The 12,670-nt window shown below is 50.9% G+C and carries 9 protein-coding genes and 1 pseudogene; 5 read left to right on the forward strand and 5 right to left on the reverse strand.

Features of this window, described 5'->3' with window-relative positions:
* Positions 1 to 50: 50 nt before the first annotated feature.
* Complete coding sequence (locus ACHMW6_RS15065) at positions 51 to 1,571, reverse strand: HNH endonuclease (protein WP_395407890.1); 1,521 nt, start codon at positions 1,569 to 1,571, stop codon at positions 51 to 53.
* A gap of 493 nt (positions 1,572 to 2,064) precedes the next feature.
* On the opposite strand from ACHMW6_RS15065, the gene ACHMW6_RS15070 reads away from it, so the two are divergent.
* From ACHMW6_RS15070 to ACHMW6_RS15090, 5 genes and pseudogenes are all read left to right on the forward strand, one after another.
* Positions 2,065 to 3,288 carry an ABC-three component system protein gene (locus tag ACHMW6_RS15070; protein WP_395407891.1) on the forward strand — a complete coding sequence of 408 codons (1,224 nt, stop codon included), beginning with the start codon at positions 2,065 to 2,067 and terminating at the stop codon, positions 3,286 to 3,288.
* Positions 3,281 to 3,794: pseudogene (locus tag ACHMW6_RS15075) on the forward strand (ABC-three component system middle component 2). Before ACHMW6_RS15070 ends, ACHMW6_RS15075 begins: the two are co-directional and overlap by 8 nt.
* A 2-nt stretch (positions 3,795 to 3,796) precedes the next feature.
* Positions 3,797 to 5,647, forward strand: coding sequence for a hypothetical protein (locus ACHMW6_RS15080; RefSeq protein ID WP_395407892.1), 1,851 nt, complete (start codon positions 3,797 to 3,799; stop codon positions 5,645 to 5,647).
* Positions 5,648 to 6,111: 464 nt separating this feature from the next.
* On the forward strand, positions 6,112 to 7,809 hold the full coding sequence (locus ACHMW6_RS15085) for an AAA family ATPase (RefSeq protein WP_395407893.1): 1,698 nt from the start codon (positions 6,112 to 6,114) through the stop codon (positions 7,807 to 7,809).
* Positions 7,806 to 8,867 (forward strand): hypothetical protein, encoded by a 1,062-nt coding sequence (locus ACHMW6_RS15090; protein ID WP_395407894.1) that lies wholly within the window; start codon positions 7,806 to 7,808, stop codon positions 8,865 to 8,867. The genes ACHMW6_RS15085 and ACHMW6_RS15090 overlap by 4 nt, the downstream gene beginning before the upstream one ends.
* 153 nt (positions 8,868 to 9,020) lie before the next feature.
* Here the strand turns inward: ACHMW6_RS15090 and ACHMW6_RS15095 are convergent, their stop codons facing one another.
* Genes ACHMW6_RS15095 through istA form a run of 4 tightly spaced genes read right to left on the reverse strand, consistent with a single transcriptional unit; the run spans position 9,021 to position 12,667 of the window.
* The gene (locus tag ACHMW6_RS15095) at positions 9,021 to 9,506 is read right to left on the reverse strand and encodes a TetR family transcriptional regulator (protein WP_395407895.1); all 486 of its coding nucleotides are present in this window, start codon (positions 9,504 to 9,506) and stop codon (positions 9,021 to 9,023) included.
* Positions 9,503 to 10,255 (reverse strand): hypothetical protein, encoded by a 753-nt coding sequence (locus tag ACHMW6_RS15100; RefSeq protein ID WP_395407897.1) that lies wholly within the window; start codon positions 10,253 to 10,255, stop codon positions 9,503 to 9,505. The genes ACHMW6_RS15095 and ACHMW6_RS15100 overlap by 4 nt, the downstream gene beginning before the upstream one ends.
* A 19-nt stretch (positions 10,256 to 10,274) precedes the next feature.
* Complete coding sequence (istB, locus tag ACHMW6_RS15105; RefSeq protein ID WP_395408618.1) at positions 10,275 to 11,051, reverse strand: IS21-like element helper ATPase IstB; 777 nt, start codon at positions 11,049 to 11,051, stop codon at positions 10,275 to 10,277.
* 2 nt (positions 11,052 to 11,053) lie between these two features.
* On the reverse strand, positions 11,054 to 12,667 hold the full coding sequence (gene istA, locus ACHMW6_RS15110; protein WP_395400544.1) for an IS21 family transposase: 1,614 nt from the start codon (positions 12,665 to 12,667) through the stop codon (positions 11,054 to 11,056).
* Between the last annotated feature and the right edge of the window lie 3 nt (positions 12,668 to 12,670).

Below are 12,670 nucleotides of genomic sequence, written 5' to 3' on the forward strand. Positions count from 1 at the left end.
TCGCTTTGCCTCAAATGTGTTTGGAGGTCAAGGGTGACGGGGCGTGATTCTCAAGGTTCGTCGTCAGACTCGAAGTGGTAAATCTGACGATGTCGCTTCAGATAACTACGTTGATCTGCATTTGGCGTAGGTATGCGCGCGTTCGGCGATAAACCAAGTAGCTGCAGCTCCGCGTGACTGATTAAGGTGCTCTTGATCACAATGCTACCGTCGTCTCCAAATGTAACGTAGCCCCTATCGAACAGCTTGTCGATAGCAGGCGACAGTAATAAGCCGTTGTGGGGATCGACCTTCTCGCTATCATTGGATAAAGACCATGGCACGATGTGGGACGCAACGAGAAGTTCATTTCTTGCCAGGCCTGTGATCGCGCATTTCCCTTCCCAGAGCGAGATCAAGTCTGCACGGAACTGTCCTTGGCCTACCCGGGCTTGAGCAATGACTTCGCGTGTACCTCCTTTCTTCTTCGGTCCTCCACCTGATGGCTTTTGACGTTGAGACTGATCGCTAATCTGAAGTTCGATGTCGCCCAAGTGGCTCATGATAAGTGCGCCAGCGCCTAAAGGTAGGCTCACCATGTACATCTGAGCTGTACCGCCATTCCTATCAAATAGCGCCGGTTTGCACGCCTGGTTGTGCACTGCAATTAGAGTTTCTTTGAATAGGGCAACGTCGATCGGCGTCTCCAACTCTTCAAGCTTCACATCAACCCTGAAACCGTCAGCCTTCCACGCGTCGAACGTTCGATTTGCGGGGCGCGCAGATGCCATTGCGTCGGACGTAGCCACGGCAACGTCAATGATTTCACCTTTCCGATGGCAAAAGATTACATCTCCGCGCCTGACCTTTTGCAGGCAGTCCCAGCCGGCATTAGTAACCTTGGAGCCATCTTCTTTGTACCCAAACGCTGGCGCCCAAAGGAAGCTATGCTCTTTTACCTCCTTATGTGACAGCCCTAGGTTAACCCAGTAAAAACTCGGAGAACTTTTGTCCTTAGTTACCGCTCCTGGCAAGGTGAGAGGCTTTTTCGTAGGCACGCCCGAGATCAATTGATAACGAGTCCACCGCTGTATTGGATCGTTGGCTGCTGCGAATGTGGCAGCCGGGAAGAATTGGAGACTATTTGGGCGATACCGGATGTTTAGGATGTCGGTAGTGAAGGTGGGGTTGTCAAGATGGCTCGTGTCTCCACCTACCTCGTTGACTTCGGCCTTCATCTGCTCGAACCAACCATTCCTCTTGAACGTCTCGACCGCATCCTTCGCTTGCGTCGACGAGATGCATTCCACATCGCTGATACTTGCAATGAACTGTATCGCTTTGTCAGGTCGTCGTGCATATACGACCACGTCGAAAGGCGAATTATCTTTAATCAGGGTTTCGTAACTGTCATTCACTCCTTGAAGGAACGCATACCTCCGACCATCAATCGCCCATTCTGCTCGGAACAGCCACTCTTCATAGCCGAACCCATTAGCGCTGCAAAAAGTATTCGTCTCGAGCCTGGCAGCTTCGCCAGTGGGGGCGCGCCAGTTCTCGCTGTTATAGGCAATTCGAGCAAATTTCGGCATACGCTTTGACAGTGCAGTAATAGAAGCATTATTTTACAACCGTCATAGGCGGGCCGCGTAGCTATTTGACGCCTATCCGATTTGGCACAGAGAAGTAACTAACGATTCCGCAATCGATATTGGAGGCTTGTCCGGCATCTGAGTCTCGTTGTCAGCCGACGAACTTTCAACTCGGGGCCAGTGAGCCAAATTTTTTATTTCGAGGTCAGCACCCGATTCTGGCGCTTCGGCAGCAGGATTGATATGGCCTTCACCGTATGATTGCGGTCCCTTTCACGGCCTGGGGTTGGGCCCGCCTCGCTCTCTTGCCGATGACCACGGCGTTCTTCAGTGCCTACTACGGGAACCTGCTTGTAATATGGTCGCAGCAAACGATGATGCCGGCTTGGACAACCCTGATGGCGGACGCCGACCCCGACCCCGACCCCGACCCAGACGGCGACGCTGCGGTTTTGAGTCGTGTTAGTTTTTCTGGCGTCAGAAATATTCATCAATGGGTGAGCGGCTTGTTCGCCAATTGGCGACATTTTCATGCAGTCGAGGAAAATATTTATTTGATATAATTTACCTGCGAAGACTCACAACAGAGGCCAGGTTGGGGAAAAAAAACAAAGATGGCGTCTTGACTTCCTTGCCGGCTCCCAGTCCGTGGCCAGGTGCCGATGCTCGCTTACTAGGAGTTGGGGCAGGGTTGCCGATAGATAAATTGGCTCGTCTAGCAACGTTCAGTGCGGATGATTTTGAGAGATTCACTCTTGAATGGGCGAGTGACTATCTTGGCAAGACAGAAGAAATTTTTGAGGTCCAATGGCGGGGAGGAGCTGGTGATAAAGGGCGCGATGTTATCGCGTGGCTTGATGCCCCAGATGTAAAACCACGAAGATGGCGTCTTTATCAGTGCAAACGATATGATGCCAACTTGGGTCTAAATAAGGCTGGAGTAGAGATTGCCAAAATGCTCTACTACACTTTTATTGGCGACTACACTGTTCCGGAGAGCTATCATTTCGTCACTCATCGCGGCGTTACTTCTCCATTCCAAGACCTTCTCGACGATCCGGAAAAACTCAAGGCGGCAATGTTGTCAACGTGGAATGAATATGCTTCCGGCATTAGCTCGTCTGCGAAAATGGATCTGAACGACAGCTTAACGCAATATATCAAAAAGTTTGATTTTAGTATCTTCAGGGCAAAGCAACCAATCGAACTGATCAACGAGCACGCCGAAACCAAATATCATCTTGTAGTGTTTGGCGCTCCCCTAATAGACCGCGCACCACCCCCACAGCCGCCGTCGGTCGTAGCAGCGGCTGAGGCAAGGTACATCGCGCAGCTTTATGCCGTCATCAGTTCGCACCTCCAGAAGGAAGTACAATGTTTGAGCGATTTTGAGACTAGCAAATACCACGTTGGTCTATTTAAACGGTCTCGCCTTACATTTTACAGCGCTGAGGGGCTTTTCGAGTTGGCGCGAGATCAGTTCTCCAGCACCGCACTATTCGATTCGCTCGTGGACGAGTTCGAGCATGGCTTAGTTTATTCTTACACCGAGCCATCAGAAGAACCAATTGAAAGACTGAAAAATACGGTCATGGCCGCGCAAAGTCTACAACTGGGTGCGCATGCCCTTGCTCCACACATGAACAGTAAAGACCGTGAGGGAATGTGCCATCAGTTGGCAAATAAAGATATTGTTGATTGGTGCGCCTATGACTGATATCAATCGACCGAGTAAAAGGTGGCAACTGCGGCCCTTCAATTCGCCCCTTGAGTGTGCACTTCGGACTTTATTCATTCTAAACGCCTCGCGAAATTTGCGCTTTGATCTGCAACGAATAGTTGCATATGATTATCTCTTGGTGCATTCGGGGGACATCGAGAATGGGCCAAAAAGCTTGCACCCGCAGTTCCCCACAGAGGAACTGAGCTGCTCGTTAAACGTGAGCTAATACAGGCGGGTATCAATCAGCTTATTGCGAAAGAACTTATCCGGATTGATTTTGTGCCGCAGGGTTTTTTATCTGCGCAACTGACCTTACCCCGGCATTCATTCGCCTCTTAAAATCTCAATATGCGCTGGAATTGCAAGGTCGTGCGGAGTGGGTTGTGAATTATTTCTATAATTATACAGATCGCGAACTTGAAGCATATATAACTAGAAATATCGGTCGCTGGGGCGCCGAGTTCGAGACACTCGTTGCGATGGACTTTTTGGAATTGTAATCATGCTTCAGATAAGGAAAATACTCATACGCGGAGACGGCGTCGAAGACGCTCTAGTTAGCTTTGGAGCTGGTGCAAATGTACTTGCTGGCGAGTCTGATACTGGTAAGAGTTATTTACTACAATGTCTCGACTTTATATTTGGTGCAGAAAAAATCAAGCACTTAAAGGAAGCTACGCCCAGTTATAAAAGTTTGTTCGTTGAGTTTGAGAACTCAAGGAATGAATTTCTCACTCTAGTTCGCCCGCTTGATGGGGGGAAGCTTCGTGTTTATCGTTCAACGATCAAAGAAATTTCGGGCAATGGCGAAACCATAGATCCGAAGCGTTCTGGAAAGAGCATTCGGCCAGATATCACGTCTGTTATTCTTCCTTTCGCCGGCATCGATGATGCTCACTTGAGGAAAAATGTTCTCGGACAGACGCAGCGCTTAACTGTGCGTACTCTTGCTCCCTTGTTTTTCATCGGTGAAGTCACCGTAATCGATGAGTATTCACCAGTCTTGGGGCGACCGGCGTATGACACGACTGTTCTGAAGCGTACACTCTCATACTTGTTAACGGGTACCGATGACAGGGATGTTGTTGCCTCTGAAGCCAACGAGGTAATCAAGTCGCGGCTTAAGGCCAAGCTTGAGGTAGTCGTCGACCTTCTCGCTCCTCTTGACGCCCGTTACGGAGGAGCCAGTCAAGAACCGATGGTCGATGAAGAACAGATAGAAGAAAGTTTAAACAAATTATCCGAAGCGCTTAATGAGTTTGGTAATGAACGGGGCGGTATCTTGCAGAACGTGCAAGAGCTAACCAAAGTCAGCCTGAAGGCGGAATCGCAATTACTCGGAATTGGAGAACTTCGCTCAAGGTATGCTTTGCTTGACGAAAGATACACGTCCGACTTGCAGCGGTTGGACTTCATCGCGGAAGGAGCGCATTTCATAAGTGCTCTTCAAGACGTGAATTGTCCACTGTGCGATCAGGAAATGCCAGATCACGAGCATATTACGAACAACTCTTCCCAGGTTCGCGAATCAGCCGTCGCAGAGGCTGCTAAAATTAAGGCGCATAAATACGACTTAGCTCAAGCGATATTTGATATCGACAAGATGCGGGCCGCTGTCTCGCTTGAGAAGGAGCTTGCTGCACACAGAATTGCTTCGTTGCAAGATCGAGTGGATAGCTATATCGCGCCACGGATGTCTGAACTTTTGACGGCGTACGAAGAACACCTCAAACGACGTGCGGACTGGGAAGCGAATAAGCTGGATCGAGAACGATGGTCTAACCTTGTGGCCCTCAAAGGCAGCCTCGAACAAGAGATTTCGTCTAGCGTTGCGCCAAAACAAGCTTGGGATGGTATCTCGACCATCGCACAACGCGATCTTTGCGTTGAAATTGAAGGCGTACTTCAGGATTGGGCTTGGGGCAAAGACCCGCGGGTTGAATTTGATGAGAAAGTGTATGACATCGTAGTCGATGGGCAGCCGAGGGAATCGCATGGGAAGGGAGTCCGTGCGATTCTGTATTCGGCCTTCACAATCGGCCTACTGAGATATTGCGCTAAAAAGGGGCGACCACACTTTGGCATCGTAGTCATAGACTCACCGCTCACCAGTTATAAGAAAAAAGGTGCAAAAAATGTTCGTGGGGCGGTGGGTGAGATACCGTTAGGTGTGGAAGCTGCTTTTTGGGAGTCCCTAAAAAATGTCCCTGACACTATGCAAGTGATTATTATTGAAAATAAGGAACCTCCGGCTCATGTAGCGGATTCAGTTCATTATGAATGGTTTGCGGGAGATGATGCGAAGGACGGCGAGCGGTCCGGTCTCATTCCAAAGCCGAATAATTCCACCTAGAGCTCGATCCCTTTCGATCCTCTTGCGTTATCACCGGCTGGGTGCAGATTTGTAATGTCTAGCCTAAACACTGGAAACAGGAAAAAAGATCCTCGCCTTTGTATTGTGCCCCGAGTGTTGATCTGCACTGAAAACCGAGTCGGCTTCTTAACAAATTTGCAGCTGAATCGGGCCCACCTCGACTGGACATCAGGGTGATCGATGTGACCCTGCTTGGCGTTATTCGATGGTCGCATGTGTGGGACCCGCTCCACCAAGAGAAATGGCCAGACATCTTGGCATGAGGGCTCATACGACTGCATGGCCGCATTCGCTAGGTAATGGAAGGAGAGGCAATTTAAGTGCGGCAATTAGGCGAGTAAACACACTTGCCTAGACTGAAACCGCTAAAATTGTTTGGGCAAAGCTTCGTGTACCATAAAAGAAATAATATTAATCAAATTTAATTGCTTTCAGAGGGTCTCGTGAAAATATGCTTTATTTGGGTTCGGCGATTTCGAAATTTCGAAGACTTCGGATTAAACCTATCTAGTACGGAAAAATTCAGCTATGCGGATGGAGAGTTGCGCTGGGACGATGTGAGTCCTCTCCCCGTTGACTTTTTTGGTAGGGAGATTTCGGAGGTGACTGGAATCATAGGAAGAAATGGCTCAGGGAAAAGTAATGCTTTAGAGTTGATCTGTCACGCCACAAAAGGCGGAAGAACATCAATCGGCGATGACTTCTTGATCGTCACTCTAGAAAATGGCAAATACGTTTGTCACTATGCTTTCGCGTCGCTACCACCGCCAATGGTACCCCAAGAAATGGAACTGAGAGTGTACGATCAGAAGTTCTGTTCGGCAAAGGTGGCTTATTTTTCAAACGTGTATGATGAGCGGAGGACCACGTTTCATAACGATATTGCCGATATTTCTTTAAACACATCAGTTAAGCGGTCGTTATCGAGCAAAAAGCAGATAACGAGTTTCGAGAAGCAGATTCGATTGGTTAATTCGAAAATGTTTAGGAATTTAGATATCGACTTGCCTCCCAAGGTCCAGCTGATTAGCAAGCTATGGTCGGCGCGAACAGCATTCCGTATCGAAAATTCGTTTTCAGAGTATTCGAGCGAAATGAAAGTATTTCGCTCAAGTTTCCGTGAGAGAGCGCGCGACATTACAACAGTTAGTAAATTTGTTGCGCTCTTGAAATTTGGCTATTTTATAGAGGCCTATATATCTTACGACCGGATTCGTCGGGCCGATGAAGGAGGCGCCAGGAAATTCTTTAGGGGTCTAAAAAAGTTATTTGGTGAATTGTCAATTATAAGATCAACGGAAGAGATAAGTGATAAATTGATTGAATATTTGGAGGATACCTATACTCCTGAGCAATTATTTTCGCCTACTGAGTTGTCGAATGGGAAGTATCGTCAAGGCTCGTTCGATTTCAGCTCTTTCAGAGAGCAGTTGTATTTCATTAGAAATATTAAAGAAATGGTTTCTGAATTGAGGCCTGAATACTATTCAGAAGGGCTTCGTGCACGAAACATTGAATATTTCACCTTCAATTACCAATCAAAAGAAGCGCGAAGATTTATATCCGATTATACTGAATTGTTCGGAAAAGCTGAACTCTTCGAGATAGACTGGGTAGGGATTAGCTCTGGGCATAAGGCATATCTAAATATCTTCGCATCTTTATATCAGGAGTTGAAAGCCACACGTCAAGAAACGCTAGTTCTGTGCATCGATGAAGGAGATCTGTATCTACATCCGAGTTGGCAGGTAGAGTTTTTTGATAAGTTGACAAGCAATATCCCCAACTTATTCCCAGGCAAGGTTCATCTAGTATTAACCTCGCATTCGCCTTTTCTATTATCAGACTTGCCTCGGCAAAATATAACAATCTTAGATCCAATGACTGAGGGTGGAGCGATGAACGGGATAGACCTCTCATTTAATACGTTTGGCGGCAATCTTTATGATCTCTACTCTGAACCATTTTTCTTAGGGAGCAAAAGAACTAGTGATTTTGCTTATCGAAAGATAAAAGAAATCGTGGAGAAGGTCGAATCTGGGAATCTGTTGCGATCGGAGAAGAACGATATTCTACGAAATGTATCCAATTATGGAGATGACGTCATTCAATTTCGTCTTCGTGAGATGCTGAAAAAATGATATCGATATCTGAACATATCCAACGACCTGATGCAGATGTTTACTTAACCAGCTTGGCGATGAAGCATTGGCATGAGTTGAATAAGATCAATGTGACTGGAGAGTACAGAGCAAATTCATTGATCGCGAAAGTTGGGAAATATCTCGACCTCTCGTATGAGGCTTCTTATTTACATGATTACGCTGAGGGCGATCTCGGAAAGCTTGATAGACATAAAACATTCTTCGCCGCGTTGCTCGAGTACGATAACATCTGTCTTGAACAAATAATAGTTTCAAAGCCAGAAGAGCTTGACTCGATTCGTAGCGAAATAATGCAGATCTTAGAGGAGGGCGACCTATATTGTGTTCGTGATGGGATTGAAGAGCAAACTTCGTTCGGAAGGTTATTGAGCGAGAAAATATTTTCTTATAAAAATTTTAGGAATTCAATTTCTTGTATAAACCTATTGCGGTCGATAGGATTTGGCTCTACCACATGCCCGTATTGTAATTATAATAAACTTGATTTGGTTCCAAATCTAGGCACTAAGGCAGTCGATGATGATACGGTGGCGTACCTTGATATGGATCATTTCTTTTCCAAAGCACGCAATCCGTTCTTCGCTATATCTTTTTTTAACCTAATTCCAAGCTGCCACTCGTGTAATTCGACTGATAAAGGAGTGAAAGTTTTTTCGATCGAGTCTCAAATTCACCCATATTTTGATTCCTTTGATGATTATTATCGCTTCCGTGTTTCTTTGATAGCGTATCTGGGCGATCCTGCAAATGAGGTTTTTATCGATGCTATCAGGAATAAGCCCAATGATAATTCCCCAGGGCATTTCAACCTAGTGTCAAAATATAATAACATTCTTCCGGAGATACAATCTTTGGTTGCTAGGTACTCAAAATATAAAAAATACATCGGCACAAATGAAGAACAGATGTTTGTTGAACTGCTGCTTGGGGATATTCCGCAAGATCGTACAAACATTCTGCGTCATGCTACTGCGAAAATTAAGAGAGATATTTTGAAGCAGATTGATATAACAGGCGCATTAAAAATAGCTTGAGAAGGTCTTTACGTGGTTGTCGCACCTGCAAAAATCCTAGAAAAGCAACAGCCCGCATCTGGGGAAGGGCCTTCTGGAACCCGATCTGTCGCGCTGCAATCTGAAAATTTCTGACGTCAGAAATCTTGTCGGAGGTTAATAACGAAAGCAGCGTCAACTGATCGAATGGATGCGCCGCTCGGTCGTCAGGCTAGCCAGGCGTTCATTTAGCTCTTGGATGATAGCGTCCTTCAACTCAAGAGCCTTCATTAGCTCTTCAACCTGAACGCTCAAATCATACTGATGTCTGGCTAACAGTGCCACTTGGTGTTGTGCCTCCTCGGCCAACATTCTGTATTCAGCCAATCGATTGGCCGTGTTCCGTCTTTTCCTTGCAGTAGGTTCTTTGTTTTCAATTTGACTCGTAGTTTGCCGAATTTCGTCAAGCACTACTGAGTGAGACCGATACAACGTTGCGCGATCCACACCCGCTTCCTTTGCCAAAGATTTTGCAGAGATCTTCGTTCCGACAGGAACTACAGTTACATTACCAGAGCGAAGACGTTCTAGTGCTCCCCAGAGCTTCGTTCTGGTCTGTGCATGAACGCGCTCACGGAATGCCGTGCCTGCCCCTTTTTTGTCGGGCGTAGGATAGATCATGTCTCACTTCCATCGAGGCGTCTAAGTACTTTTTCAGTCAACTGAAGAATCTCTTGAGCTCGTGCTTTCCCGCCTGGTCCCATGTCATCGAGATCAAGCGCCTCAAGCTGTTGCTGCCTGATACCTTCCCAAACTGGGCGATGTTCTTGACCGATGATGCCGTAGTGGCAGTCAACGCACGTTTGGGCTTGGAAGACGCAGAGCCCTCCGCAGCCAGATCCCTTCGAATTTCCAGCACACCACGAATGTCCCGTACCGTTCAAGGAAATCGTACCTGCATATTCCTTAACGAGTTGCTCTTTGTTCTCAGCCGTCCGCACTGTGGTCCTCCATTGCTTGAGCCATTCCGCTCCAGCCGCGACAGGTGAATCGGTCGTGAGGTACGCGTGCACAATCTCATAATGCCGTTCGTTTTTCTCGTTCGCGATCATTTCGATCAGCTCAGTGTCGACCTCATATTCATCGCTTGCGCCATCTGCGTAATAGACCGTCTGATCCAATGTCCAGTGCCCGAGATGATCCTGCAGTGTAATGAGATCGCCCAGTTCGGCGCGGGCAACAAACCGAGCGTAGGATCTGCGGAATTGATGGGCATGAAGTCCATACGGAGCTCCGTCTAAGTCAACCGCGAATTGTTTGCAGAAGTTCTTGAGATCCCGGCCTATTTGGGCCCCGTTGGCCAGGTTAAATTCCTCCACCTTTGGCCAGGTCAAATTCCCCCAGGCAGGACAGTCCGGATTGTAGTTCATGTTCCTGCCGCCGGCCTTGTCAGTCCTGCTTGACGTCGGCAGACGTCAAGCGCGTAAGCCGCGACGCTGCCTCCTTCAGTCGGTAGCTTTTTCCCTCGAACTCCAGGATCTGCGCCCTGTGCATGAGCCGATCCAAGATGGTGGTCGCCATCGTGTTGTCGCCAAGGTACTTGCCCCAGTCCTGCACGACCCGGTTGGAGGTCACCACGATGCTGCGCTTGAGTTTGTAACGCTGGTGCACTAGCGTCTGCAGCAGCTCACCGGCCTTGTCGCCGATACGGCGCGCCAGGAACAGATCGTCGAGGACCAGAAGATCGGCGTCGATCAAGGTACGTAGCTGCTGCCGTTGTTCGGCATCGCCACCCAGCGCATAGGCCGCGAACGCGCCGTCGGCCTCCAGGTAGCGCACGTTGTGCCCCTGCAGCGTGGCCTGGTAGGCCACCGCCTTGGCGATGTGGCTCTTGCCGGTCCCTGGCCTGCCGATGATCAGGGCGTTCTGCCCCTCGGCGACGAACTTGAGGGTGTGCAGCTCGAAGCAGGCGGCCCGTGGCAGCTCGGGGTTGAAACGCCAGTCGAAGTCGGCCAGCGACATCCGTTCATCCAGTCCGCTTTGCTGGAAGCGCCGTTCCATCAGGCGCGAACGGCGCCGGTCCAGTTCATCCTGCAGGATCAGCGAGAAGGTGTCGAGGAAGGGCTCCTGGTTGGCTTGGGCCTGCAAGATGCGGGTGTCGAGAGTGGCGCGGATGCCCGACAGACGCAGCTCGCGCAGGGCGCGCTCGATTTCGTTCATGCTCATGCTCATGGTGCCTCCGTGGTCGGTGTAATGGCGGCGCTGGCGTTCGCCGCGCGCGTGAACAGGTCGGCGTAGTCCTCGCCTTCGCGGATCAGTGGATGGTGCTGCTGCAGGTCCAGTTCGGCCTGGAGCGGCGCGTCGATCTTGGCCAGCGCCTGCGCCAGCAAGCGTTCGGTCAGGACCTTGATCGACTTGTAGTTGCGCACGTTCTCCTGCAAAGCCTGGGCGCAAGCCTGGTCGATCAGACGGCGCGGAAAGCGCTTGGCCAGACCCACCACGCCGCGCAGCTTGCGCTGGCCCACTCGCCCTTCATGCTCGAACCATTGCTGGCACAGGGCCAGCGCGGCGTCGCCGATGTCGCCGGCCTGGGCCAGGATGCGGCGCGTTTCGCGTGAGGGGTTGAAGGGCCGCTCATCGTCGGGCAGCAGCACGCTGCCGGGGCGCTGGGCGCGCGGATGCGTGCGCAATAGGGCCAGCGTGAAGCGGTCGCGGATCTCGACGTGGCGCTCGAACAGGCGCACTAGCACCCGGCTGCCGATCTTCGCCGGGCGCGCCGCGTAGCTGCTATGGTCGATGCGGATGCAGGTGTCGTCGGCGACGGTGCGCTCGCACTCGGTGTAATAGCCGAAGCCCTGCTGCGGCAACGCGCCGAGGTGGGCGCGTTCCTCCTGAAACATGGCCTCGACCTGGCGCTTTGCGCTGCCGTGGATGCGCGGCGCCGCCCACTTGATTTCCCATTGTTCGAGGAAGGCGTTCTGCTCCTCGATGGTCTCGAAGCGGCGTCCCTTGAGCGCGGTGCTCTGGGTGTGCTGGATCGCGTTTTCGACCGTACCCTTGCGGTTTGGGTCACGCACCCTGGCCGGGTCGGCGACGACGCCGTAGTGGGCCAGCACGTCCCTGTAGACGGGGTTCAGCTCCGGTTCGTACAGGTCGGGCTTGATGACGCCTTCCTTGAGGTTGTCGAGCACGACGTAGGCCGTGGTGCCGCCGAAGTACCGGAAGGCCTGCTCGTGCAGTTGGGCCCACGTTTCCTTCGATGATTTCCAGACCACACGCCGGAAGCAGCGCCGCGAGTAACGCAGGGTCATGACGAACAGGCGTGGCCGCCGGTATCGGTCGCTGCCGGCGATGCGCGTCAGCGCGCCCTCGCCGTAGTCGACCTGGGCTTCCTCGCCGGGCGCGAACTCAAGGCGGTCGAACTGCTCCGGATCGCGCTGCACCAGACGGCCGGCGAAGCGCTTGACGCTGTTGTAGCGGCCCGTGAAGCCGAATTGGTCGACCAGGTCCTGATAGATCGCCGTGTAGTTGCGGCGAAGGCGCAGCTGGGCCTCGATGAAGGCACGGTGTGGTTCGCACAGGGACTGCGGGCCGGTATCTGGAGCCGGTGGCCGGGGTGGGGGAATTTCAAGCGGGGCGCCGGTGGCCGGGGTGGAGGAATTTGCTGTCGCTGATCCGGCGGCCAGGGTGGGGGAATTTGGTTCCGGCCCGGTCGTGCCCAGCGCCAGGCGGCGGATGGTTTTTCGGTCCACCCCGGTCAGCCGCGCTATCTCGCGCTGGCTGGTACCGGTTGCCAGCAGCGTGGCGACTGTGGTGCGTTTGTTTGGTTTCAAGACGTTCACCCT

Origin of the sequence: Pseudoduganella sp. UC29_106 (assembly GCF_044055365.1) — a bacterium.
Lineage (GTDB): Bacteria > Pseudomonadota > Gammaproteobacteria > Burkholderiales > Burkholderiaceae_D > Rugamonas.

Excerpts from the sequence above, each read along its gene's own strand:
- ACHMW6_RS15065 (WP_395407890.1), bottom strand. The coding sequence starts at position 1,571 with ATGCCGAAATTTGCTCGAATTGCCTATAACAGCGAGAACTGGCGCGCC.
- ACHMW6_RS15070 (WP_395407891.1), top strand. The coding sequence starts at position 2,065 with ATGGGTGAGCGGCTTGTTCGCCAATTGGCGACATTTTCATGCAGTCGA.
- ACHMW6_RS15080 (WP_395407892.1), top strand. The coding sequence starts at position 3,797 with ATGCTTCAGATAAGGAAAATACTCATACGCGGAGACGGCGTCGAAGAC.
- ACHMW6_RS15090 (WP_395407894.1), top strand. The coding sequence starts at position 7,806 with ATGATATCGATATCTGAACATATCCAACGACCTGATGCAGATGTTTAC.
- ACHMW6_RS15095 (WP_395407895.1), bottom strand. The coding sequence starts at position 9,506 with ATGATCTATCCTACGCCCGACAAAAAAGGGGCAGGCACGGCATTCCGT.
- ACHMW6_RS15100 (WP_395407897.1), bottom strand. The coding sequence starts at position 10,255 with ATGAACTACAATCCGGACTGTCCTGCCTGGGGGAATTTGACCTGGCCA.
- istB (WP_395408618.1), bottom strand. The coding sequence starts at position 11,051 with ATGAGCATGAACGAAATCGAGCGCGCCCTGCGCGAGCTGCGTCTGTCG.